Source organism: Kribbella pratensis (assembly GCF_004365355.1).
Lineage (GTDB): Bacteria > Actinomycetota > Actinomycetes > Propionibacteriales > Kribbellaceae > Kribbella.
The window spans coordinates 1,773,887-1,796,981 of record NZ_SODP01000002.1 but is presented as its reverse complement, the minus strand read 5'-3'; the positions used below and the strand labels follow the sequence as shown (position 1 = coordinate 1,796,981).

Genomic DNA, 23,095 nt, shown 5'->3' with positions numbered 1-23,095 from the left:
AACTACTGGTGATAGTTGACGGCGTCAACTGTTACTCTTCCGGTTGTGACCGAGTGGCTTGACGCCGACCAGCAGCGGGACTGGCGCGCCTTCATCGAGGGCTCGATCCGCTTGATCGACCTGCTCGACGCGCGGCTCCGCGAACAGCACGAGCTGACGCTGGCTGAGTACGAGATCCTCGTCCGGTTGTCCGAGGCGCCTGGGCGGTCGATGCGTATGGCTGAACTGGCGGACCTCGCGTACTACTCGCGGAGCCGGTTGTCGCACCGGATCCGGAGGCTCGAGGATCGCCAGCTCGTGCGCCGCAAGACGGCGATCGATGATGGGCGCGGCGTGGTGGCCACATTGACCGACACCGGATTCGCACTACTGGAGCGCGCTGCGCCCGACAATCTGCGGTCCGTCCGGGAGCACTTCGTCGACGTTGTCGAGACCGCCGACTTGCAGGCGATCGGACGGGCCATGCGCGCCGTCACCGACTCCCTCTCCTGACCGAAGTGGCGACGACGGCGCCCTCGACCTGGAGGACGGAACGCTCGGACGCGATTACTTCTGCCGCAGCCGCAGCCGGTCGGCGACTTCAGTTAAGGCGGTTAGCGGCGCAGGTGGTCGCTGGCTGCGTCCATGGCTACGCCGACCAGCTCCGGGCTGAGGTCGACGACCGTGTTCCCGTCGGCGTCCAGCTTGCCGGACTCCGTGATCGACAGGCCGATCAGCGCCAGCGCTCCGGCCCGGCGCTGTTGTAGACGAGCGGCCGGGTCGTCGGACCGCGGCGGCACCCAGGCGTCGTCCGGCTCGCTTGCACCGTCCTCTTCCCAGGCGGCGACGGCGCGTTCCGCAAGGGCAGCCGGCACGGTGACCCGGATCGAGGGCAGCCCGGCCGCGCGGAACGTCGTACCGATCAGACCCAGCACTCGGGCGTCGTCCGTATACACGCGAAGGATGGTAGCGACCACCGGCGGCATAAAGTCGGACCTGGACGCGGTTGTCCTCCGGAGTACGCGCAGACGACGTTTGGAGCAGAGGGTGAGCATTCGAGTCGGGTACAAGGCTTCGGCGGAGCAGTTCGGGCCGCGGGAGCTGGTGGAGTACTCCGTCCGGGCCGAGGAGCTCGGGCTCGACAGTGTGACCGTTTCGGACCATTTCCTGCCGTGGCGGCACGAGGGCGGCCACGCGCCGTTCGCGCTCGCCTGGATGGCGGCGGTCGGCGAGCGGACGAACCGGGTGCTGCTCGGTACGTCGGTGCTCACGCCGACGTTCCGGTACAACCCGGCCGTGATCGCGCAGGCGTTCGCGACCCTCGGCGTGCTGTACCCCGGGCGTGTCATGCTCGGCGTCGGCAGCGGTGAGGCGCTGAACGAGATCGCCGTGTCGGGGATGGAGTGGCCCGAGTTCAAGGAGCGCTTCGCCCGGCTGCGGGAGTCGGTGCAGCTGATCCGCGACCTGTGGACGAAGGACGGCGTCAGCTCCGAGGGGCCGTACTACAAGACCGTCGACGCGTTCATCTACGACCGCCCGGAGACGCCGATCAAGGTGTACGTCGCCGCCGGCGGGCCGCTGGTCGCGAAGTACGCCGGGCGCGCGGCCGACGGGTTCATCGCGACGTCCGGCAAGGGGATGGACCTGTACACCGACAAGCTCATGCCCGCCGTACGCGAAGGCGCCGAGAAGGCCGGGAAGAACTTCGACGACATCGACCGGATGCTCGAGGTGAAGATCTCGTACGACCGGGACGCCGATCAGGCGCTGGAGAACACGCGGTTCTGGGCGCCGCTGTCGCTCACGCCGGAGCAGAAGCACAGCGTCACCAGCGCGACCGAGATGGAGCGGCTGGCCGACGAGCTGCCGATCGAGCAGGTGGCGAAGCGGTGGATCGTGGCGTCGGACCCGGAGGAGGTCGTGAAGCAGTTCCAGCCGTACCTGGAGGCCGGCTTCAACCACTTCGTCGTACACGGTCCGGGGAACGACCAGGAGCGGTTCCTGACGCAGTTCACCGAAGACGTTCTGCCCTTGCTGCGCAAACTGTCTTGAGCTGAGGAGTCAGGCAGCTGACAATCAGCGAGTGCCCGACTATCAAATCGTTCGCGACGACGACCCGCGGTGCGCCGAGCTGGAAGCAGCCGGCTACCGCGTGGTCGCCGAGTCGTGGGCGGTCCGGCTGTTCGATCCGGATCGGGAGTTACTCGAGTCCGCCGTACGCCGGGCCACCGCCGGCGGGCTGACGATCCGCGAGCTCGGACCTGAATCGGCCGAGGTCCTGCACGAGCTCGAGAAGGCGAACGAGGACGACTACCCGTACACCCCGGCGACGCATCGGGTCGTGGGTGAGCTCGTCGACACCCGCGCGCTGTGGCCGGGCAACCGGGTGTTCGGCGCCTTCGACGGCAACCGGCTGGTCGGCGCGACGGTCATCGCCGAGAAGAACGGTTTCGGCGACACCGCCTTCACCTCGGTCCTCGCCACCCATCGCCGCCGCGGGGTCGCGCAAGCCGTCAAGGCAGCGTCCATCCTCGCGTTCCTCGACATCGGCATCACCCGCTTCTCCACCGGCGGCGCCGCCGCCAACCAAGCCAGCCTCCGCGCCAGCCAGTCCCTCGGCTACCAACTCACCGAACAGTGGCGAACCTACTCACCCGAGTAGACCTAGTGGAGGTCTTCTGACAAGGACTTCGCGGCCTGGGTGAGGAGGGGGACGGCGCGGTGGACGAGGTCTTCGGTCAGGCGGCCGGCGGGGCCTGAGATGGAGATGGCGAGGGGGGTGGGGGCGTCGGGGACGGCGACCGCTACGCAGCGGACGCCGACTTCCTGTTCGCCTTCGTCCATGGCGTAGCCGTGGTCCGAGGCCTGGTGGAGTTGGGTGGTGAAGGCGTCGGGGGTGGTGATCGTGTTGTCGGTGTGTTTCGGCATGCCGGTGCGGTGCAGCAGGTCGCGGACCTCCGACTCCGGGAACTGCGCCAGGATCGCCTTCCCGACGGCAGTGCAGTGCGGGAGCACGCGCCGGCCGACCTCGGTGAACATGCGCATCGAGTGCCTCGACGGGACCTGCGCGAGGTACACGATCTGGTCGCCGTCGAGCATGGCCATGTTGGCGGATTCGCCGAGTTCGTCGACGAGGTGCGCGAGGTGCGGGCGGGCGAACACGCTCAGCATGTGTGAGGAGCTCTCGCCGAGCCGGATCAGCTTCGGGCCCAGCACGTACTGCCGGGACGGCTCTTGACGCAGGTAGCCGAGGTCCACCAGGGTTCGGACCAGTCGGTGGATCGTCGGCAGCGGCAGGCCGGAGGCCGTGGCCAGCTGGGACAGGCCCATCATGCCGCCCGCGTCGGCCATGGTCTCGAGCAGACCGAAGGCACGCTCGATGGACTGCACACTGCCAGTACGGCCCTTGGTGCCGTTCGTCTCCGCCATGAAGACCGCCTTTCCGGATGACGGAAGTTTAGCGCCAGATCGCGGAAATACTAGATGCTTGTATCTTCCGCACTGTAGACATTAGTCTCCACAATACGGAAAAGGAGGCCTTATGGACGACCTGCTTGCTGAGCTCGACCGGCGCCTGGCCGTCGCGGACGCGGCCCTCGCCGCCGATTACCGCGGCGATCGCGGCGTCCGCCAGCCGATCCACACGGTGTATGTGCCGGCCGATCGGTACGACGTACGCACGGTAGGCGACTGGGGTGCGCGAGCGCGCGCAGCGCTCGACGAGTACGGCGGATCGGCCGCGGACCTCGCGAAGGTGCTGGATCTCCCGGCCGAGTTCGCGGACGACGTGTACGACCGGGTGCGGGCGAAGTTGGAGCGCGAACCGATCGAGGACCTGCGGATCGACTTCGAGGACGGCTACGGCAACCGCCCGGACGACGAAGAGGACGCCGCCGCGATCGCCGCCGCCCGAGTCCTGGCCGCGCACACCGACCCGGCGACGCCTTTCCACGGGCTGCGGATCAAGTCGCTCGAGGCCCCGACCCGCCGTCGCGCGGTCCGCACGCTCGAGCTGTTCGTCAAGGAAGCCACGATCACCGACGGCTTCGTTATCACGCTGCCCAAGGTGACGTCGGTCGAGCAGGTCGAGGCGATGGTGCTGATCCTCGAGACCCTCGAGCAGCAGTACGGCGTACCGCGGCTGAAGTTCGAGATCCAGGTCGAGACCCCGCAGGCGATCCTCGGCGCCGACGGCACCGCGCTGATCGCCCGGATGGTCAAGGCCGGCGGCGATCGCGTCACCGGGCTGCATTACGGCACCTACGACTACTCCGCTTCGCTCGGAGTCGCGGCGGCGTACCAGAGCATGGAGCACCCGGTCGCCGACCACGCGAAGGATGTGATGCAGCTGGCCGCGGCCGGCACCGGCGTCTTCGTGTCCGATGGTTCGACCAACGTTCTCCCGGTCGGTGACGCCGTACACGATGCGTGGCGACTGCATTTCCGGCTGGTACGGCGTTCGCTCGCCCGCGGCATCTATCAGGGTTGGGACATGCATCCCGCCCAACTCCCGACGCGTTTCGCGGCGACGTATCTGTTCTACCGAGAAGGCTTCGACCAGGCGGCGCGCCGACTGCGTGCGTACCTGGGTGACGGCGAGTCCGGCTACCTCGACGAACCGGCCACGGCAACGGCGCTCGCCGCTTTCGTACTGCGCGGGATCGAGTGCGGCGCGATCGATACGACGGAGTTCGACACCACCGGCCTCGCCAAACTGGCCCGCAGGCAGGTCCCCGAGAGCTAGCCTCGCGATATGAGACTCGTTGCGGAGTTCACCACGGAGCCCTTCGATGTCGAGGGTTCGCCGCCCGCACATGCGACCGAGGCGTTGCGGGCGGCCGAGGAGGCCGGTCTCGACTGCGACTTCGGCCCGCTCGGGACGCAGGTGAGTGGCGAGCAGCATCTGTTGCTGCCCGCGCTCCCGAAGGTGCTGGAGGCGGCGTTCGCGGGCGGCGCGAGTCAGGTGACCTTGCAGGTACGGCGCGATGCCTGAGCAGCCGCACCCGCTCGTCGAGGCGATCACACCACTGGTCGAGCGGCTGAACGCGGAGCTGGTCGCGCCTGCAGACGCCCGCGCCGATGACATCTGCCTGGCGTGGGAAGGCGAACCGGTGATCGCCGTACGCCTGCTCGCTCCCGCCCCCGTCAGCAGCTCAGCCGCCGCGGCCGCGGGAGCGGGAGCTGCGGGCGCCGCGGCCGGCGCCACGGGTTCGACGGGCGTCCAAGGGCTGTTGGCGGAAGTCGCCGACGAGCTGGGCGGTCCGCTCGATCGGCTCTCGCGGAGTGACAAGCAGCAGGCGGTGCTGATGCTCGAGGCGCGCGGTGCGTTCGAGTTCCGGAAGTCGGCCGAGATCGTGGCCGAGGCGCTCGGTGTCACCCGCTTCACCGTCTACAACTACCTGAACCGCGCCCGCTGATTTTCAACAAACTGTTGACGCCGAGCGGGTCGGATGTCACGCTCTCGTCATACGGAAAGTCGATTTCGGGATTCGAGAAGGTGTGTGATCCGTGGACCTGGAGGAGTTCAACTCCACTCCGGCCGACCGGCTGCGGCCGGCCCTGGCGGCCTGCTGTGACGTGCCCGAGTGGGTCGAAGGAATCCTGGCCAAGCGGCCGTACGGCGACGTCGCCGCACTGACCGCGGTCGCGGACCAGTCGCTGCGGGAGCTCGACGACGACGAGGTCGATCGTGCTCTCCAGGCGCACCCGCGGATCGGAGACCGGGCCCAGGGCGTGAGCACCGAGGCGTCCTGGTCGCGGAAGGAGCAGTCCGGCGTCGGCGACGACCCGGGCGCCCGCCGAGAGCTTGCCGAAGGCAACCGTCAGTACGAGGAGCGGTTCGGCCGGGTGTTCCTGATCTGCGCCACCGGGTTGTCCGCGCAGGACATGCTCACGAATCTCCGCGAGCGCCTCATGCACGACGACGTGACCGAAGCGAAGGTCGTTCACGAGGAGCTGCGCAAGATCGCGCTGCTCCGGCTGGCCAAGGTGGTGGACGGATGAGTTCTCTCAGCACCCATGTGCTCGACACCTCGCTGGGCCGGCCGGCGCAGGGTGTTCCGGTGCAGCTCCACCAAGGCGACGTCGTACTCGCGACGGGTGCGACGAACGACGACGGGCGGTTCGCCTTCACCCCGACGCTCGAACCAGGCACCTATCGGCTGCGGTTCGACGTCACGTCGTACGCCGAAGCGACTGGTCAGGACATCTTCTTTCCCGAGGTCTCCGTGACCTTCACGGTCGCCGACGAGCGGCACTACCACGTCCCCCTGCTGCTCAGCCCGTTCGCGTTTTCCACCTACCGAGGGAGCTGACCCGATGGCCATCCACCTGGGCGCCAACCAGTACGGCAAAGCCGAGAGCCGCGTTGTCCGGATCTACCGTGACACGCCCCGCCACCAGATCCGCGACCTGAACGTCTCGACCGCTCTGCGCGGCAACTTCGAGGCCGCGCACACGACCGGCGACCAGAGCGATGTACTGCCGACCGACACGCAGAAGAACACCGCGTTCGCCTTCGCGAAGGAGAAGGGCGTCGGGGCGATCGAGGACTACGCACTGACGCTCGGCGCACACTTCCTCGAGGCGTCACCGGCTGCCGAGGGCGCGCGGATCGAGGTCGAGGAGTACGCCTGGGACCGCATCCAGGTCGACGGCCAGGAGCACGACCACTCGTTCGTCCGGACCGGCGGCGGTGTGCGTACGACGGTCGTCAACGTCGAGGGTCGCGGCGCGGAGCGCAAGTCGTACGTCATCTCCGGCATCAGCGATCTCGTCGTACTGAAGTCGACCGGGTCGGAGTTCCACGGGTTCCTCAAGGACAAGTACACGACGCTGCCGGAGACGAACGACCGGATCCTCGCGACGTCGCTGGTCGCGCGGTGGCGCTACGACCACACCGAGGTCGACTGGGACAAGTCGTACGATCAGATCAAGGCGCTGCTGCTCTCGCGGTTCGCCACGATCCACAGTCTCGCTCTGCAGCAGACGCTGTACGGCATGGGCGAGGCCGTGCTCGAGCAGCACCCTGAGGTTGCCGAGATCAAGTTCTCCGCGCCGAACAAGCATCACTTCCTGGTCGATCTCTCGCCGTTCGGGGTGGAGAACCCGGGCGAGGTCTTCATCGCCGCGGACCGGCCCTACGGCCTCATCGAGGCGACCGTGACGCGCGACGACGCGAGCGACGCCGGCAGTGCGTGGCACGCCGTCCCCGGGTTCTGCTGAGCATGTCGAGGATCGTGATCGAGGGCGCCCACGTAGCGACCCTCGATCCGTCCCGGCGCGAGTTCATCGGGCATGTGGTTGTTGAAGGCAAGCAGATCGTTGCTGTCGGCCCCGGTCCGGGACCGGCGTACGACGGCGCTCGGGTCATCGACGGCTCGGGATGCCTTGTCACACCGGGCTTCGTGAACACGCATCAGCATCTGTACCAATGGGTGACGCGTGGTCTCGCCGCGGACGCGACGCTGTTCGAATGGCTGACGACGCTGTACCCGGTCTGGGCGCGGATCTCCGAGGAGACTGTGTACGTCGCGGCGCGGGCGGCGCTCGCCCAACTGGCTCGGACGGGATGTACGACGGCCGCCGACCATCATTACGTCTTCCCCCGTGAGGGCGGCGATCTGCTCGCCGCGGAGATCGCCGCGGCGGCCGAGATCGGGCTGCGCTTCCACCCCGCTCGTGGGTCGATGGATCGTGGTCAGAAGGACGGCGGTCTCCCGCCGGACTCCGTGGTCGAGGACCGCGACGAGATCCTCGCCGCGACCGAAGCCGCGATCGACCGCTGGCACGATCCGTCGCCGGACTCGATGCTGCAGCTCGTGGTCGCGCCGTGCTCGCCGTTCAGCGTGAGCGGCGAACTGATGCGCGACTCGGCCGAGCTGGCCCGGCGCCGCGGCGTACGGATGCACACTCATCTCGCCGAGACCACGGACGAGACCGACTGGTGCCGCGACACCCACGGCTGCACGCCGCTCGAGTACGCCGACGGCCTGGGCTGGACCGGGCAGGACGTGTGGTTCGCGCACGGCATCCACTTCGATGACAGCGAGATCAAGCACCTCGGCAGCACCGGCACCGGCGTAGCGCATTGTCCGAGCTCCAACGCTCGCCTGGGCGCAGGCATCGCCCGTACCGCCGACCTCCGCGCAGCCGGCGCTCCCGTAGGGCTGGGTGTAGACGGTGCTGCCAGCAACGAATCGGGCAGCCTGGTCGAGGAAGTTCGCCACGCCCTGCTCTTCGCCAGAGCCCGAGGCGGGCCGCAGTCCCTCACGGTCCGGGACGCTCTGGAAATGGCGACGCTGGACGGCGCCCGCATCCTCGGACGCTCGGACCACATAGGTTCGCTGGAACCCGGCAAGCTGGCCGACCTGGCCGTGTGGAACCTGAACACGCTGCCCCACGCCGGCATCCCGGACCCGGTAGCCGCCCTGGTCCTCAGCACGCCCCCGCCGCTCGCTCTCCTTCTCGTCAACGGACGACCTGTCGTAGAGAACGACGTACTGCTCACGGTCGACGAGGTGACCCTGGCCGCCGAAGTCGCACGCACGCAGGCCCGCCTCCTGGCGTAAGCACGTCGGACAAGCGATGGGGACTGCGGACCAGCTATTGCTTGTCCGCGGTCACCGGTGAGGGTCCGAGGTTTCCACAGATCGGCGCTCGGGCCGTCCGGGTACGGCGTGCGCGGTGCATGTTCTCTGGCGTGAACAAGAGACTGGAAGTGATCGCGGCCGAACGCGGCGGGTGGTTCACCCGTGCCGACGTCATGGCCGCGGGGTACAGCGACAATGAGCTGCGGCGACGCCTGCGCAGTGGGCAATGGCGCAGGCTGAGCTACAACTCGTACGTCGAAACGCGGGACTGGCCGGCCGATGAGCCGCCGTGGGATCGCGCGATCCGGTTGCATCGGCTGAGCGTGCGGATGGCGAGCGAACGACTCGGCGACGTCGTGGTCAGTCATCAGTCGGCCGCAGTACTTCACGGGCTGCCGATTTGGGGGCTCGACCTCGCCAGAGCGCACTTCACCCGTCCCGGGGCGGGGCGCGGTCGCGTGGGTCGGGCGGTCCGGGTGCATTTGTCGCCGATCGCGGTCGACGAGATTGCCGACGTGGGTGGCCTGGCGACGATCAGCGTCGAGCGCGCGATCGTGGAGACCACGTGCGGATCGTCGTACGAGGTTGGCGTGGTGCTGGCCGACGCCGCGCTCAGTCGCGGCCTGACGACTCCCGAGCGGCTGCGTGCCGTCGTACTGCGTCATCTGCGCTGGCGGGGCGCTGCTGCCGCGCGGGCCGCCGTCCTGTTCGCCGACGGACTGAGCGAGTCGGTGGGCGAGTCGCGTCTCCGGGTGTTGATGGCGAACCACGGGCTGCCGACGCCGAGGCTGCAGGTGGAGATCCACAACGAGGACGGCCGGCTGATCGCGCGGGTCGACTTCCTGTTGCCTGGTGGCCTGATCGTCGAGTTCGACGGGGCGTTGAAGTACGGCACTGGCGAGGCCGTGCTCGCGGAGAAGTGGCGCGAGGACCGGCTGCGGGAGCGTGGGTATCGCATGATCCGCGTGGGCTGGGCCGACCTCGACCGGCCCCGCGCCACGGCCGATCGGCTGTGGCGCGGGTTGCGTGGACAGGCCGCCGAGACCTTGGACAAGCAATAGCTTGTTCGAGGTCCCCGGCGGGAGTCCGCGGCTCAACGGCACCGGCCGGCCTTGGACAAGTAGCAGCTTGTCCGAGGCCGGCCGGTGGTCAGTGGAGGAGGGTGCCGTTGATCCAGACTGCTTGCACGTCCGCCGGGGTTCCCAGCGTGAAGATGCGGGCCAGGGCCTCTTCGGTGTCTTCGGCGTGGGTGATGGCGACGGCCAGCGGCGAGCCGTCCGCCGGACGGAGGAGTTGGGCGTCGAAGTGCTGTCCGACGCTCAGATGGCCGACGCGCGGCAGGTCCAGGGCCTCCGCGCCGGCTGCGGTGGAGAGGTACAGCAGGTGGGCCGCGGTCAACGGGCGGCCCTGGTCGGCGAGGAGTTGCTGGCAGAAGTACGCCTGCAGGCCCTCCTTCAAGAGCGAGAAGCCCGTGCCAGCGCCGACATCGGATCCCAGGGCCACGCGTACGCCGTACTGCAGGTGGCGGCTCAACGGGAACAGGCCGCTGCCGAGCGCCGCGTTGCTCGTCGGGCAGTGGGCGACGGTCGCACCGCTGGTGGCGAGCATCTTGAGCTCCACGTCCGTTGGGTGGACGTTGTGAGCGAGCACGGTACGGCGATCCACCAGGCCGTGCCGGTCGTATGTCGTGACGTAGTCGGCGCCTCCGAACAGGTCGGCCACCGACGCGATCTCGGCCTCGTTCTCGTTCACGTGGGACGTGAACAGCGCGCCGGGGATCGCGTCCATCAGCTCGCGGCAGGTGGCGAGGAGATCGTCGGTGCAGGACAGCGAGAAGCGGGGCGTCACGGCGTACCGGTTGCGGCCGACACCGTGCCAGCGGTTCGCGAGGGCGAGCGACTCGGCGTACGCACGCACCGGGGTGGTGAGGAGCTCCGGACGGAGCAACCTGTCGCTCAACACGAGACCGCTCGTCACTCGCAGACCGACGCCGGACGCGGCGTTGAAGAGCGCGTCGACGGCGTCTACGTAGTGCGCGCCGAAGACGAGCGCGGACGTCGTACCAGCCGCTGCGAGGCCGCGGACGAACTCGTTGGCGACGCTGGTGGCATAGGAGACGTCCGCCATCCGCGCCTCCTCCGGGAGCGCGTACCGGTCGAGCCACTCGAGCAGCGGCAGCCCGAGGCCACCGACGGCGCGGATCTGCGGGAAGTGCACGTGCGTGTCGACGAAGCCCGGGAGTACGACGCCGTCGGTCAGGTCGACGACCTGCTCCGCTGGGTGCGCGCTCCGGATCTCCAGGAACGGGCCACGAGCAACGATCACGCCGTCCTGGACCAGGAGCCCCGTGTCGCTGTCCACGCGCAGGTTCCCGCCGTCGAACGGGTTCTCCGGCGTGTCGATGAACGTGCCACGGAAGATAGTCATGCCTTCGCCTCACGATGAGCCGAGGCGGTGCGACGCTCGGCAGATTGGGCCGACACGGGATGCCGTTCGGCGGTAAAACGTTCGAGCAACCAGGCGGCAACACCGACCGCGATGACGGCCGGCTCCTTGCCGGTCACGCTGGGGATGCCGATCGGTGTGGTGATCCGGGCGATCGCTTCCGCGGAGTTGCCGTCCTCGGCGAGCTTGCGCTGGAAGCGGGTCCACTTGGCGCTGGACCCGATCAGGCCGATTGTGGCCAGCTCGTCGTTGCGGATGGCAACATCGCAGAGCGCGGCATCCTCGGCGTGGTCGTGGGTCATGATCAGGGCGTGGGTGCCTGGCGGCAGCTCACCGACGACGAGCTCAGGGAGCACCGGCACGTTGTGCACGTGTACTTGCGCCACCGCATCGTCCAAGACAGCAAGACGATCCGCGGTCAGCTGGTCCGGCCGCGAGTCGACCAGGTGCAGCTCGATGTCATGCCGCGCGAGGATCCGCGCCAGCTCGAGTCCGACGTGTCCGACCCCGAAGATCGCGACCGAAGGCACCACCGGCAGTGGTTCCAGCAACAGCTTCACCTCTCCACCACAACACTGAACCCCGTGCTGGTACGGCGCTTTGTCCGATAATGCAGCCGTCAACACCTCAGGAACCGTGATCCCGCGCGCGATCATCTCGCGCGAACGCTCGACCGCTAGTGCCTCGAGGTTGCCGCCGCCAACAGTCGCCCAGACGTTGTCAGCAGCAACCACCATCTTCGCGCCCGCTTCGCGCGGCGCATGCCCACGCACCGACATCACGGTGACGAGCACTCCGGCCTGCCGGCGGGCCCGCAACCGCTGAACAGCTTTGACCCACTCCATCGACCTCACCCACCCGTTCCACGGGAGGAGGTGGAGGGGGAGGACGAGTCGTCGTCCCCTGCACGAGCGGCTTGCCGGCCGCCGTCAGCCGCCTCGCCACCCCAGCTCTGATCTGAGCGCGCTCGTTCGACCGCCCAGTAAACCGCTTCCGGCGTGGCGGGCGACGGTAGGTCGACGCTGGTGCCCGAAGGGCCGAAGGCGGCTGCGGCCTGCCGCAGCGCTTCGCGGACCGAGAAGGCCAGCATGAGTGGCGGTTCGCCGACGGCCTTCGAGCCGTAGACCGCGCCGTCCTCGTGGGCCTTCTCCAGCAGGCGGACGTTGAAGACCTCCGGCATCTCCGAGAAGCTCGGCAGCTTGTACGTGCTGGCCGCCTGCGTCGCCAGCCGTCCACGACGGTCGCCGGTGCTCTCGTCCCAGCGCAGGTCCTCGAGCGTCAGCCAGCCGGCGCCCTGCACGAACCCGCCCTCGATCTGACCGATGTCGATCAGCGGGCTCAGGCTGTCGCCGACGTCGTGCACGATGTCGACCCGGCGGACCGTGTACGCCCCGGTGAACCCGTCCACCTCGACCTCGGACGCCGCCACGCCGTACGCGAAGTACTTGAACGGCTCGCCGCGCATCGCGTTGGCGTCCCAGTGCAGGCCCTCGGTCCGGTAGAACCCGGCCGCCCACAACTGCACGCGCTGGTGGTAGGCAAGGTTGATCAGCTCGTTCCAGTCCACGCTGTCCCCGGACAATCCGCGGACGACGCCATCGACGAACCGCACGTCGTGAGGACTGATCCCGAGCTTTCCGCCGGCGACCTGCGCCAGCCGCTCCTGGATCTGCTCGCAAGCGTTCTTGATCGCCGCACCGTTCAGGTCGGCACCGGACGACGCAGCTGTCGCGGACGTGTTCGGCACCTTGTCCGTACGTGTCGGCGCCAGCCGCACCCGCGACAGCGGCACCCCCAGCGTGGTCGCGGCGACCTGCAGCATCTTCGTGTGCAAGCCCTGCCCCATCTCGGTGCCGCCGTGGTTGATCAGTACGGACCCGTCCTTGTAGACGTGAACGAGCGCCCCGGCCTGGTTGAATGCGGTCAGGTTGAACGAGATCCCGAACTTCACCGGAGTCATCGCCAACCCACGCTTCACATGCTCGTGTGACGCGTTGAACGCCTCCACCGAAGCAACCCGCTCAGCAACATCTCCACCGGCAATGACCTGCGACCAGCACGACTCGAGCCGGTCCGCGTGCCGCACCGGTTGCCCGTACGGCGTGGAGTCGCCCGGCTGATAGAAGTTCCGTCGACGCAGCTCCAAGGCGTCGTACCCGAGCAGTGGTGCGCACCGCCCGAGGATGTCCTCGATCACCAACATCCCCTGCGGACCGCCGAACCCGCGGAACGCAGTCTGCGACGTCTTGTTCGTCTGCGCGATCTGCCCGTCGACCCGGACATGCGGGATCTCGTACGCGTTGTCGATGTGGCACATCGCCCGCGCCAGCACCGGCTCGGACAGATCCAGGCTCCACCCGCCGTCGGCGGTCAGCGTCGCATCCAGCGCGACCAGCTTGCCGTCGTTGGAGAAGCCAACGGTCCACGACGAGTGGAATCCGTGCCGCTTGCCCGACATCGTCATGTCCTGCGTCCGGTTCAGCCGCAGTCGCACCGGCCGACCGGTCAGCGTCGCGCCGAGCGCAGCGATCGCCGCGAACCCGTGCGGCTGCATCTCCTTGCCGCCGAAGCCGCCGCCCATCCGCAGGCACTGCACGGTCACCGAATGACTGGCGAGCCCGAGGACGTGCGCGACGATCTCCTGCGTCTCCGACGGATGCTGCGTACTCGACTGGACGAAGATCTGCCCGTACTCGTCCACCAGCGCCAACGCCGCGTGCGTCTCGAGGTAGAAGTGCTCCTGGCCGGCGAACTCGAACTCACCGCCGAACACATGCGAAGCCTCCGCCAAAGCAGCTGAGACGTCGCCGCGCTCCAGATGCCGCCCGATGCCCTGGAAGCTGCCCGCCTCGATCGCCTCGCGAACGGTCACCAACGACGCCAGCGGCTCGTACTCGACCTCGACCGCCAATGCCCCCAGCCGAGCAGCTTCCAACGTCTCCGCGAGGACCCAGCACACCGCATGCCCGTTGAACATCACCTCGTCCGGGAACAACGGCTCGTCATGCTTCACGCCGGCGTCGTTCACACCTGGTACGTCGTCCGCGGTCAACACTCGGACGACACCGGGCACGTCGTACGCCGGCTTCACGCGCAGCGCAGTCACCCGCGCGTGCGCATGCGGCGACTGCACCGGCCACGCATGCAGTACGTCGCGGGTGCGCATCACCAGATCGTCTGTATATAAGGCAGCACCCGTCACGTGCAGCGCGGCGCTCTCATGCGGCAGCGGTACGCCGACGACGCCAACCGCGGGCCGTTCCGACAGCGAGCTCATGCCTCGACCCCCTCGAAGTAGAACCGCAACAACGACTGCCCGAGCATCGCCGAGCGGTACGCCGAACTCGCGCGGTGATCGTCCATCGGCGTACCCTCCGCGGCCATCACTCCGGCGGCGGTCCGCACGGTCGTCTCGTTCCATGGCCGACCGATCAACGCGGCCTCAGTCTCGCGGGCCCGCAGCGGGGTAGCCGCGACACCACCGAGCCCGATCTTCGCCTCCCGCACCACACCGTCCTGTACGTCGACGGCGTACCCGATCGCGACGCTGGAGATGTCGTCGAACCGGCGCTTGGCGATCTTGTGGAACGCGGTCATCGGTGCCAGGGGCAACGGAATCACGATCGTCTTGATCAGCTCGTTGGCCGCCTTCACCGTCTGCCGATACCCGGTGAAGTACTCCGCCAACGGCACCACACGCTCACCCCGCGATGACGCCAGCACGAGGCGAGCGTCCAGTGCCAGGAGCGCGGGCGGCGCGTCTCCGATAGGAGAGCCGGTCCCGAGGTTCCCGCCGATCGTCGCGCCGTTCCGGATCAGCCGCGACGCGAACTGCGGGAACAGCTCGGCCAGCAACGGCACCCGTCCCGCCAGCCGCCGCTCGATCTCCGTGAGCGTCAGCGCCGCACCCAGCCGGACCTCGTCGTCGCCGAAGGAGAACTCGCGCAGCTCCTCCAGGCGGTCGATCGCGATCGTCAGCGGCGGGCGGGAGCCGAAGATGTTCACCTGTACGCCGAGGTCGGTCGAACCGGCGACCACCACCGCATCGCTGCGTTCGCCCAGAACAGCCAGTGCGTGGTCGAGCGAGCTCGGACGGATGAACTCGCCCTCGGGCGAGACCATGCCGGTCGGTGCCGGCGCGGGCGGCGGCGCGTCACGGCGTACGGCGAGAGCGTCGTTCTCGGCCGGATCCTCGAGGGCGTAGGCCGCGTCGCGGATCGGGCGGTAGCCGGTGCACCGGCACAGGTTGCCGCTCAGCGAATGCAGGTCGAACCCGTTCGGGCCGTGCTCGTGATCGCCCTCGCCGCACGCACGACCCGGGCGGTAGAACTCGGCTGCCATGCTGCAGACGAATCCTGGTGTGCAGTAGCCGCACTGCGAACCCCCGCGGACGGCCATCTCGCGCTGCACCGGGTGAAGCTCGGCCGGCGAGCCGAGGCCTTCCGATGTGACCAGCTCCTGGCCGTCTAGCGAGGCGATCGGCAGGAGACATGCGTTGACCGCGGTCCACTCGGTCGGGGTGTCGGTGCCGGCGCGGGCGACGAGGATCGAGCATGCGCCGCACTCGCCCTCGGCGCACCCCTCCTTGGCGCCGGTCAGGCCGCGGTCGCGGAGCCAGTCCAGGACCGTGGTGTGGACGGGAATGTCGCCGAGCGCGGTGAGCTCGCCGTTCACCGTCACAGCAGGGGCGCGCAGTGCTTGGGTAGTCATCGGTTGCTGCTCCAACGGGTTCGTGCGCTGTGGATCGGGTTGGCGTCGGAGACGAGGTCGTCGAACCGATAGCCGGCGATCTTCGCGATCTCGAGCAGCGCGGCGGCGTGCTCCTGGTTTTCGCAGTTGCCGAGCCGCTCGCGGCCCTGTTCGACGATCCGGTCGTACGACTCGGCGTCGCGCACCGAGATCACCAACGGGAATCCGAACCGCTGCTCGTACTCCGACGTGATGGCGGCCAGCTGGTCGCGCTCCGGATCGCCCAGGAACGTCAGCCCCTTGTCCGACTGGTCCCGCAGCGAGGCTTCGCCGCTGAGGCCATCGGCAACGAACTGCGACCCCAGCTGTGGGTACGCCTGGACCAGATCGCGCTGCTCATCGCGTGAGCCGGAGAACAACGCCTCCTGGAAGGAACGTCGCAGCGCGTGGGTGTCGGCGTACGGCCGCATGTCCCAGGCTCGCTCGACGGCCCAGCGCGGACCCTGGAACAGGCCGCCGAACGTCTCGACGAACTCCTCGCGGGTCATGTTGTTCACCTGGTCCAGCCGCACGGAGTCACCCGGCTGTCCCGCGACCGCCGGGCCGAAGCTCTTGCCGACGTGGTGGAACAAGATGTTCAGGAAGATCGCGGTCAGGCTGCCGAGCGTGATGCCGCTGCCGAAGATGATCTCGGCCCAGTCCGGCACGGCCTGCGCGACCTGCGGCTGCGCGGTCACGTACATGGCCAGGCCGACGCTCGTCGCGACGATGACGACGTTCCGGTGATCGTGGAAGTCGACCTTCGTCAGAGTCTGGAAGCCGACCACCGCGACGGTCGCGAACATCGCCAGCGCCGCACCGCCCAGGACCGGGTGCGGTACGCCGGCCACGATCGCACCGGCCTTCGGCAGCAGCCCGATCAGGATCATGATCGCTCCCGCGGTTGCGACCACCCAGCGGCTGCGGACCCGGGTCAGCCGGACCAGGCCGACGTTCTCGGCGAAGCAGGTGTACGGGAACGAGTTGAAGACGCCGCCGATCGTGGTCGCCAGACCGTCGGCCCGCAGCGCCCGGGCGATGTCCTCGCGGCCGATCCGCTTCTCGACGATCTCACCGGTCGCGAAGACGTCACCGGTGGTCTCGACCGCGGTGATCAGCATGACCACGACCATCGAGATGATCGCTGCCACCGAGAACTTCGGCCAGCCGAAGTAGAACGGCTGCGTCACGCCGACCCACGCCGCGTCGTGCACCGCACCGAAGTGCGCGTCGCCGAACGCCCACGCCACCAGCGTCCCGGCCACCAGTCCGATCAGTACGGCGATGGTCGCCATGAATCCCTTGAACACCCGCTGGATGAGCACGATCAGGGCCAGCGTGCCGAGTGCGTAAGCCATGTTCTTGCCGCTGGTCGGCGCCGCCGTCGGTCCCGCCCCGCCGACCGCGTCCCCGGCCGCGACCGGCAGCAGAGCCAGACCGATGATCGTGATCACCGAGCCGGTCACCACCGGCGGGAAGAACCGGATCAGCTTGCTGAAGTACGGCGCGATGAAGAACGTGGCCAGCCCGGCGACCAGTACGGCGCCGTAGATCACCAGCAGACCGTCGGTACCGCCGCCCGCCGCGAGCCCGATCGCGATCATCGGCGAGACCGCCGTGAACGTGACGCCCTGCAGCAGCGGCAGCCGGACGCCGACCTTCCAGAACCCGACCGACTGGATGATCGAGGCGATGCCGCAGGTGAAGAGGTCCGCGTTGATCAGGTGGATGAGCTGCTCGGTGGTGAGCCCGATCGCACTGGCGAGCAGAATCGGCACGATCACGGCCCCGGCGTAGAACGCCAGCACGTGCTGGGCGCCGTACACCGCGAGCTTGCCAGGTGGCAGCACCTGATCGACGGGGTGGCGGCTGGACCGCAGGTTTGCCTTCATCGGGGACACGCTCCTCGGGCTGCGTGGGGCCTGTGCAGGCTGAACGGGGGATTTGAACCTGCCCTTGAGCATCTGCTCACCGCGCCCCGGATTGCACCCGGTGAACCTCCGAAGATGAACGACCGGAGAACACCCTGTTTTGTGCGATCACACAACTAGAGCGATTTGAGCGCCAGGAACACGTCGACGCGGTCCTCCAGGCTCGACAGATCGCGACCGGTCAGTTGCTCAACGCGTTCGATCCGGTAGCGAACGGTGTTCACGTGCAGGTGCAGCGACTCCGCGGTACGGGTCCAGGAACACGAGCAGGCGAGGAACGCCTGGAGCGTGGTGAGCAGGTCGGCATGGGTACGGCGGTCGTGCTCGAGGACCGCTCCGAGGACACGGTTGGTGTAGGTACGCCGTACGTCGTCGGGCAGGGTGGCGAGCAGCAGGACGTGGGAGGCGACCTCGTCCGAGGTGACCACCGATACCGGTGCACGCCCGGCCCCGGCTGCACGCTGCGCAAAGCGGGCTTCTTCCAGTGCGCCGGCGAGTGCGTCGACCGACGTCTCGCCGCTGATTCCGACCGCGAGCCGACCTCGATTCAGACCCGGAGCGAGACGGCTGAAGCTCCGACGTACATGCTCGGGCAGCTCCGGTGTGTAGGGGAGGAAGCCGACCAGCAAACCGTCGCGTCCAGGCGCGACGACCGCCGGGCCGACCGTCAGCGCTACGTCCTCGAGCAGGCTCAGTGCGACTTCGCTCGGTCCGTCGTCGCGGAGCTCGGCGACCGCGACGACCATCGGTCGCTCCGAGTGCGACCCGGCCTGCTTGAGCCGCGCCGCGACTTCGGCTTGTGGAGCGCCGGACTCGACCAGCGCCAGTGCGTCGGCGACCAGCGGGCGGAGCGCCCGGCGGCCCTCGTCGCGACGGGCGCGGTCCAGCGCCGCGATCGCGCACAGCTCGTGCACCGCCTCGACGTGGTCGCGGGACCATTCGTTGTGGTCGCCCTCGATCACCAGCACCCACGCCGTCAGGCGGTTCCCCAGCCCGGAGCCGACCGGGAACAGGCTGTACGACGCATCGATGGTCATCGCGACCGCAGGCGTGCGATCCGCGGTCAGGAACTTGCGGGTCACCGCGTCGATCGCGGCCGCGTCGAGCTCGCCCGGCCCCGGTACGACATGGCGCCCGGTCGGGGTCAGGACGCGGCAGTCGTGCCCGATCTCCGCCGAGATCCGCGCCGCCAACTCGTCGAGGCTGCGCCCGGCTGCGATCGACGACAACAGTTGCCGCTGCCGGACGAGACTCGCCGACAGCCGGGCCCCGGTCTCCGCCGATCCGGCCGCCGCGACGTACTCCGTCACGTCCGCGAACGCGATCTCGACCGGCACCTCGATCAGCGTCACCTCGTGTCGGCGGCACGCATCCATCAGGTCCGCCGGCACGTCGCCCAACTGCGCCCTGCCGGCCAGGATCGTCGTCGCTCCACGCCCCGCCATCGAGGCCACGAACACCTCGCTGTCCATCGGCCTTCGCCGCCAGACCAGCCCGGTCAGCACCACCTCGCCGCCGTTCAGGTAGCGGCCCGGCTCGAGGAGGTCGGTGGTGACCAGCCGCCCGATCGGGCGATCCAGAACGCCGCCCGCCGAATGCAGCAACCGCAGCCCGAGTTCGGGCGCATCCAGCAGCTCGGACAGCAGCACGGCGCACCTCCTTTAGAGGAACGTACAACGCGCGCGCCCACGTGAGACACCCCCTCGCCGTCGCGAACCCAGACCTTGACGCTGTCGGGCAGGCCAACCTATGGTTTTCGCAGAACAGAAACGAACTTCCGCAATACGGAAATTGGAGTCAGGATGAGCCACCAACTGCGGTACACGGTGAACTGCTCGTTGCTCTTCACCGAGTTGCCTCTGCTGGAGCGACCGGCGGCCGCCCGGCGGGCCGGGTTCAGCGCGGTCGAGTTCTGGTGGCCGTTCGTCGAGGCGGTCCCGCCGGACCGGCAGGTCGACGCGTTCGTCGGCGCGATCACCGATGCCGGTGTCCAGCTGACCGGCCTCAACTTCTTCGCCGGCGACATGCCCGGCGGCGACCGCGGGCTGGTGTCCTGGCCGAAGCGGTCGAGCGAGTTCCGCGACAACGTCGACGTCACCGTCGGCATCGGTGAGCGACTCGGCACCCCGGGCTTCAACGCGCTGTACGGCAACCGCGTCGACGGCAGCAGCGAGCAGGAGCAGGACGACCTCGCGGTCGAGAACCTCGCCCTCGCCGCTCGGGCCGCGGCGCGGATCGGCGCCACGATCCTGGTCGAGCCGGTCAGCGGCGCAGAGCGGTATCCGCTCAAGACGGCCGCCGACGCCCTCGCCGTGATCGACCGCGTCCAGACGGCGTACGACGTACCGAACGTCGGCCTGCTCGCCGACCTCTACCACCTCGCGGTCAACGGCGACGACGTGAGCAAGGTGATCGCCGACAGCACCGACTGGGTCGCCCACGTGCAGATAGCCGACGCGCCCGGGCGCAACGAGCCCGGCACCGGCACGCTCCCGCTCGACCAGCAGCTGACCGCCCTCGAGGCGAACGGCTACTCCGGCTGGGTCGGACTCGAGTACAAGCCGTCCACCACCTCAGACGAAAGCTTCGGCTGGCTGCCGTTCGAGCGCCGCTGACCATCTAGGAGACGTGAAATGACGAATATCGCCTTCATCGGCCTCGGCATCATGGGCAACCCGATGGCCGTCCACCTCGCGAACGCCGGCCACACCGTGGCCGGGCTGGACCGCAGCCCGGAGCGGGCCCAGGACCTGGTCGCCGCCGGCGGCCGGGCCGCGACCTCGCTCGCCGACGCGGTCAAGGGCGCCGACGTGATCTGCGTGATGGTGCCCGACTCGCCGGACGTCCAGGACGTGCTCGAGGGTGAGGACGGAGTCTTCCAGCTGGCCGAGACCGGCACGCTGATCATCGACTTCTCCAGCATCCGGCCGGACGTCACGCAGCAGCTCGCCGAACGGGCGCGGGCGCTCGGCTTCCACCTGCTCGACGCCCCGGTGTCCGGCGGCGAGGCAGGTGCCAAGAACGCCGCCTTGTCGATCATGGTCGGTGGTGACGCAGACGACTTCGCGAAGGCCAAGCCGCTGTTCGACGTGGTCGGCAAGACCGTCGTCCACGTCGGCCCGAGTGGTTCGGGGCAGACGGTGAAGGCCGCGAACCAGCTGATTGTCGCCGCGAACATCCAGGCAGTCGCCGAGGCTGTTGTCTTCCTGGAGGCGTACGGCGTCGACACCAAGGCGGCGCTCGAGGTCCTCGGTGGTGGTCTCGCCGGTTCGACCGTACTGAACCAGAAGAAGGAGAACATGCTGTCGCGCTCCTTCCAGCCCGGGTTCCGGATCGACCTGCACCACAAGGACATGGGCATCGTCACGGCGGCCGCGCGCGAGGCGGGTGTCGTCGTACCGCTCGGTGCTCTGGTGGCGCAGCTCGTCGCGTCGGCGCGGGCGAACGGTGACGGTGGCCTCGACCATTCGGCTCTGCTGCGTGGCGTCGAGCGGCTGTCCGGGAAGGAGATCGGCTGATGGCCCGCATGCGCGCGGTTGACGCCGCAGTACTGATCCTGGAGAAGGAGGGGTCGACGCAGGCGTTCGGGTTGCCCGGCGCGGCGATCAACCCGTTCTACAGCGCGATGCGTGCCCACGGCGGGATCAAGCACGTCCTTGCCCGCCACGTCGAGGCCGCCTCGCACATGGCCGAGGGCTACACCCGGGCCCGCGCCGGCAACATCGGCGTCTGCATCGGTACGTCGGGCCCGGCCGGAACCGACATGATCACCGGCCTGTACTCCGCGGCGGCGGACTCGATCCCGATCCTGTGCATCACCGGCCAAGCGCCGGTCGCCAAGCTGCACAAGGAGGACTTCCAGGCCGTCGACATCTCGTCGATCGCCAAGCCGGTCGCGAAGTGGGCGGTCACGGTGATGGAGGCCGCGCAGGTGCCGGGCACGTTCCAGAAGGCGTTCCAGGTGATGCGCGAAGGCCGTCCGGGTCCGGTGCTGATCGACCTGCCGCTCGACGTACAGCTTGCGGAGATCGATTTCGACATCGACACGTACGAGCCGCTTCCGGTGTCGCGTCCTGCGGCCACCCGGGCGCAGGCGGAGCGGGTGCTCCAGATGCTCGGCGCTGCCGCTCAGCCGCTGATCGTTGCCGGTGGCGGCGTGATCAACGCGGACGCGAGCGATCTGCTGGTGGAGTTCGCCGAGCTGACGGGCATTCCCGTCGTACCGACGCTGATGGGATGGGGTTCGATCGCCGACGACCACCCGCTGAGTGCCGGAATGGTCGGGTTGCAGACCTCGCACCGGTACGGGAACGCCACGATGCTGGCGTCCGACGTCGTGCTCGGAATCGGCAACCGGTGGGCGAACCGGCACACGGGCGGGCTGGATGTGTATCGCGGTGAGCGGAAGTTCATCCACGTCGACATCGAGCCGACGCAGATCGGGCGGGTGTTCGCGCCTGACTACTCGGTCGTGTCGGACGCCCGCGCCGCACTGCAGGTGTTCGTCGAGGTGGCGCGCGAGTGGGCCGCCGACGGCAGGCTGGCTGACCGTAACGCCTGGGCCGCCGAATGCCGCGAACGTCGTACGGCGTTGCAGCGGAAGACGCACTTCGAGAACACGCCGATCAAGCCGCAGCGGGTGTACGAGGAGATGAACCGCGCGTTCGGACCGGACGTCCGGTACGTCAGCACGATCGGGCTGTCGCAGATCCAGGCCGCGCAGATGCTGCACGTGTACCGTCCGCGGCACTGGATCAACGCGGGCCAGGCCGGGCCGCTCGGCTGGACCGTGCCGGCGACGCTTGGGGTTGCGGTCGCGGACCCGGAGAGCACGGTGGTGGCGTTGTCGGGCGACTACGACTTCCAGTTCCTGATCGAGGAGCTGGCGGTCGGGGCGCAGTTCAACATCCCGTACATCCACGTGGTCGTGAACAACTCCTACCTCGGGCTGATCCGGCAGGCGCAGCGGAACTTCGACATGGACTACTGCGTGCAGCTGGCGTTCGACAACATCAACAGCCCGGAGGTCGACGGGTACGGCGTCGACCACGTGAAGGTCGCGGAAGGCCTTGGTTGCAAGGCACTTCGGGTGTCCGAGCCGGACGGGATCCTGCCGGTCCTCGAGCAGGCGAAGAAGCTGATGGTCGAGCACCGGGTCCCGATCGTCGTCGAGGTCATCCTGGAGCGCGTCACCAACGTCTCCATGGGCGTCGAGATCGACAACATCATCGAATTCGAAGACCTGGCCATCTCCCCCGAAGACGCGCCAACAGCACTGGCCCTCCTCGACTGATGACCGACCCAACTCGCCCCGGCCCCGTCCCCGCGCTAGGGGAGTGGGACGGCACCCGTGGGCCGGCGGGTGCCGCGGTCCGCCCCGATCCCTCGGCCCGGGCGGGGGACGGCCGCTCAATCCCCTCA

At 68.6% G+C, this 23,095-nt stretch carries 22 protein-coding genes; 14 read left to right on the top strand and 8 right to left on the bottom strand.

Going from position 1 to position 23,095, the window contains the following annotated elements:
• Positions 1–45: 45 nt before the first annotated feature.
• Complete coding sequence (locus EV653_RS25385; protein WP_134106174.1) at positions 46–492, top strand: MarR family winged helix-turn-helix transcriptional regulator; 447 nt, start codon at positions 46–48, stop codon at positions 490–492.
• Between the two features lie 101 nt (positions 493–593).
• Here EV653_RS25385 and EV653_RS25380 read toward each other — a convergent pair whose 3' ends face one another.
• A complete protein-coding gene (locus EV653_RS25380; RefSeq protein WP_134106173.1) occupies positions 594–935 on the bottom strand; it encodes a hypothetical protein in 342 nt (113 codons plus the stop codon).
• Between the two features lie 91 nt (positions 936–1,026).
• Between EV653_RS25380 and fgd the strand changes: the two genes are divergently transcribed.
• Entirely contained in the window at positions 1,027–2,031 is a 1,005-nt protein-coding gene (fgd, locus tag EV653_RS25375; protein ID WP_166679552.1) for a glucose-6-phosphate dehydrogenase (coenzyme-F420), read from the top strand.
• Positions 2,032–2,062: 31 nt separating this feature from the next.
• Positions 2,063–2,641 (top strand): GNAT family N-acetyltransferase, encoded by a 579-nt coding sequence (locus EV653_RS25370; RefSeq protein WP_134106171.1) that lies wholly within the window; start codon positions 2,063–2,065, stop codon positions 2,639–2,641.
• A 2-nt stretch (positions 2,642–2,643) separates the two neighbouring features.
• Here EV653_RS25370 and EV653_RS25365 read toward each other — a convergent pair whose 3' ends face one another.
• Positions 2,644–3,408, bottom strand: coding sequence for an IclR family transcriptional regulator (locus EV653_RS25365; RefSeq protein ID WP_134106170.1), 765 nt, complete (start codon positions 3,406–3,408; stop codon positions 2,644–2,646).
• A 112-nt stretch (positions 3,409–3,520) separates the two neighbouring features.
• Here EV653_RS25365 and EV653_RS25360 point away from each other — a divergent pair, with 112 nt between their 5' ends.
• The 8 genes from EV653_RS25360 (at position 3,521) to EV653_RS25325 (ending at position 9,631) form a co-directional block, all read left to right on the top strand.
• Positions 3,521–4,723, top strand: coding sequence for a DUF6986 family protein (locus EV653_RS25360; RefSeq protein ID WP_134106169.1), 1,203 nt, complete (start codon positions 3,521–3,523; stop codon positions 4,721–4,723).
• Between the two features lie 9 nt (positions 4,724–4,732).
• Positions 4,733–4,972, top strand: coding sequence for a thiamine-binding protein (locus EV653_RS25355; protein WP_134106168.1), 240 nt, complete (start codon positions 4,733–4,735; stop codon positions 4,970–4,972).
• Positions 4,965–5,396 carry a helix-turn-helix domain-containing protein gene (locus tag EV653_RS25350; RefSeq protein WP_134106167.1) on the top strand — a complete coding sequence of 144 codons (432 nt, stop codon included), beginning with the start codon at positions 4,965–4,967 and terminating at the stop codon, positions 5,394–5,396. Before EV653_RS25355 ends, EV653_RS25350 begins: the two co-directional genes overlap by 8 nt.
• Before the next feature lie 91 nt (positions 5,397–5,487).
• Positions 5,488–5,982: a 2-oxo-4-hydroxy-4-carboxy-5-ureidoimidazoline decarboxylase gene (gene uraD, locus EV653_RS25345; RefSeq protein ID WP_134106166.1), complete on the top strand. Its 495-nt coding sequence runs from the start codon at positions 5,488–5,490 to the stop codon at positions 5,980–5,982.
• Positions 5,979–6,293: a hydroxyisourate hydrolase gene (uraH, locus tag EV653_RS25340; protein ID WP_134106165.1), complete on the top strand. Its 315-nt coding sequence runs from the start codon at positions 5,979–5,981 to the stop codon at positions 6,291–6,293. The genes uraD (EV653_RS25345) and uraH overlap by 4 nt, the downstream gene beginning before the upstream one ends.
• A 4-nt stretch (positions 6,294–6,297) precedes the next feature.
• The gene (gene pucL / locus EV653_RS25335) at positions 6,298–7,203 is read left to right on the top strand and encodes a factor-independent urate hydroxylase (RefSeq protein ID WP_134106164.1); all 906 of its coding nucleotides are present in this window, start codon (positions 6,298–6,300) and stop codon (positions 7,201–7,203) included.
• Between the two features lie 2 nt (positions 7,204–7,205).
• The gene (locus EV653_RS25330) at positions 7,206–8,549 is read left to right on the top strand and encodes an 8-oxoguanine deaminase (protein ID WP_134106163.1); all 1,344 of its coding nucleotides are present in this window, start codon (positions 7,206–7,208) and stop codon (positions 8,547–8,549) included.
• Positions 8,550–8,680: 131 nt separating this feature from the next.
• Positions 8,681–9,631, top strand: a complete 951-nt coding sequence (locus EV653_RS25325) for a type IV toxin-antitoxin system AbiEi family antitoxin domain-containing protein (RefSeq protein WP_166679551.1) — start codon at positions 8,681–8,683, stop codon at positions 9,629–9,631.
• A gap of 88 nt (positions 9,632–9,719) precedes the next feature.
• On the opposite strand, the gene guaD is transcribed toward EV653_RS25325, so the two are convergent.
• The 6 genes from guaD to EV653_RS25295 all read right to left on the bottom strand — a co-directional run bounded on the left by guaD (position 9,720) and on the right by EV653_RS25295 (position 19,323).
• Positions 9,720–10,997 carry a guanine deaminase gene (gene guaD / locus EV653_RS25320; protein ID WP_134106161.1) on the bottom strand — a complete coding sequence of 426 codons (1,278 nt, stop codon included), beginning with the start codon at positions 10,995–10,997 and terminating at the stop codon, positions 9,720–9,722.
• Positions 10,994–11,860: a xanthine dehydrogenase accessory protein XdhC gene (gene xdhC, locus EV653_RS25315; RefSeq protein WP_134106160.1), complete on the bottom strand. Its 867-nt coding sequence runs from the start codon at positions 11,858–11,860 to the stop codon at positions 10,994–10,996. The genes guaD and xdhC overlap by 4 nt, the downstream gene beginning before the upstream one ends.
• Before the next feature lie 5 nt (positions 11,861–11,865).
• Complete coding sequence (xdhB, locus tag EV653_RS25310) at positions 11,866–14,292, bottom strand: xanthine dehydrogenase molybdopterin binding subunit (protein WP_134106159.1); 2,427 nt, start codon at positions 14,290–14,292, stop codon at positions 11,866–11,868.
• Positions 14,289–15,725, bottom strand: a complete 1,437-nt coding sequence (locus EV653_RS25305) for a xanthine dehydrogenase small subunit (protein WP_134106158.1) — start codon at positions 15,723–15,725, stop codon at positions 14,289–14,291. Before EV653_RS25305 ends, xdhB begins: the two co-directional genes overlap by 4 nt.
• Positions 15,722–17,635, bottom strand: coding sequence for a 2-oxo-4-hydroxy-4-carboxy-5-ureidoimidazoline decarboxylase (uraD, locus tag EV653_RS25300; RefSeq protein WP_134106157.1), 1,914 nt, complete (start codon positions 17,633–17,635; stop codon positions 15,722–15,724). Before uraD (EV653_RS25300) ends, EV653_RS25305 begins: the two co-directional genes overlap by 4 nt.
• Positions 17,636–17,790: 155 nt before the next feature.
• Positions 17,791–19,323, bottom strand: a complete 1,533-nt coding sequence (locus tag EV653_RS25295; protein WP_134106156.1) for a PucR family transcriptional regulator — start codon at positions 19,321–19,323, stop codon at positions 17,791–17,793.
• A gap of 153 nt (positions 19,324–19,476) precedes the next feature.
• On the opposite strand from EV653_RS25295, the gene EV653_RS25290 reads away from it, so the two are divergent.
• Genes EV653_RS25290 through gcl form a run of 3 tightly spaced genes read left to right on the top strand, consistent with a single transcriptional unit; the run spans position 19,477 to position 22,967 of the window.
• Positions 19,477–20,289, top strand: coding sequence for a hydroxypyruvate isomerase family protein (locus tag EV653_RS25290; protein WP_134106155.1), 813 nt, complete (start codon positions 19,477–19,479; stop codon positions 20,287–20,289).
• Positions 20,290–20,307: 18 nt separating this feature from the next.
• A complete protein-coding gene (locus EV653_RS25285) occupies positions 20,308–21,192 on the top strand; it encodes a 2-hydroxy-3-oxopropionate reductase (RefSeq protein WP_134106154.1) in 885 nt (294 codons plus the stop codon).
• Entirely contained in the window at positions 21,192–22,967 is a 1,776-nt protein-coding gene (gcl, locus tag EV653_RS25280; protein ID WP_134106153.1) for a glyoxylate carboligase, read from the top strand. Before EV653_RS25285 ends, gcl begins: the two co-directional genes overlap by 1 nt.
• The last annotated feature ends 128 nt before the right edge of the window (positions 22,968–23,095 follow it).

Coding starts and splice junctions, on each gene's coding strand:
- EV653_RS25365 (WP_134106170.1), bottom strand. CDS start 3,408: ATGGCGGAGACGAACGGCACCAAGGGCCGTACTGGCAGTGTGCAGTCC.
- EV653_RS25360 (WP_134106169.1), top strand. CDS start 3,521: ATGGACGACCTGCTTGCTGAGCTCGACCGGCGCCTGGCCGTCGCGGAC.
- EV653_RS25355 (WP_134106168.1), top strand. CDS start 4,733: ATGAGACTCGTTGCGGAGTTCACCACGGAGCCCTTCGATGTCGAGGGT.
- EV653_RS25350 (WP_134106167.1), top strand. CDS start 4,965: ATGCCTGAGCAGCCGCACCCGCTCGTCGAGGCGATCACACCACTGGTC.
- uraH (WP_134106165.1), top strand. CDS start 5,979: ATGAGTTCTCTCAGCACCCATGTGCTCGACACCTCGCTGGGCCGGCCG.
- pucL (WP_134106164.1), top strand. CDS start 6,298: ATGGCCATCCACCTGGGCGCCAACCAGTACGGCAAAGCCGAGAGCCGC.
- EV653_RS25330 (WP_134106163.1), top strand. CDS start 7,206: ATGTCGAGGATCGTGATCGAGGGCGCCCACGTAGCGACCCTCGATCCG.
- guaD (WP_134106161.1), bottom strand. CDS start 10,997: ATGACTATCTTCCGTGGCACGTTCATCGACACGCCGGAGAACCCGTTC.
- xdhC (WP_134106160.1), bottom strand. CDS start 11,860: ATGGAGTGGGTCAAAGCTGTTCAGCGGTTGCGGGCCCGCCGGCAGGCC.
- xdhB (WP_134106159.1), bottom strand. CDS start 14,292: ATGAGCTCGCTGTCGGAACGGCCCGCGGTTGGCGTCGTCGGCGTACCG.
- EV653_RS25305 (WP_134106158.1), bottom strand. CDS start 15,725: ATGACTACCCAAGCACTGCGCGCCCCTGCTGTGACGGTGAACGGCGAG.
- uraD (WP_134106157.1), bottom strand. CDS start 17,635: ATGAAGGCAAACCTGCGGTCCAGCCGCCACCCCGTCGATCAGGTGCTG.
- EV653_RS25290 (WP_134106155.1), top strand. CDS start 19,477: ATGAGCCACCAACTGCGGTACACGGTGAACTGCTCGTTGCTCTTCACC.
- EV653_RS25285 (WP_134106154.1), top strand. CDS start 20,308: ATGACGAATATCGCCTTCATCGGCCTCGGCATCATGGGCAACCCGATG.
- gcl (WP_134106153.1), top strand. CDS start 21,192: ATGGCCCGCATGCGCGCGGTTGACGCCGCAGTACTGATCCTGGAGAAG.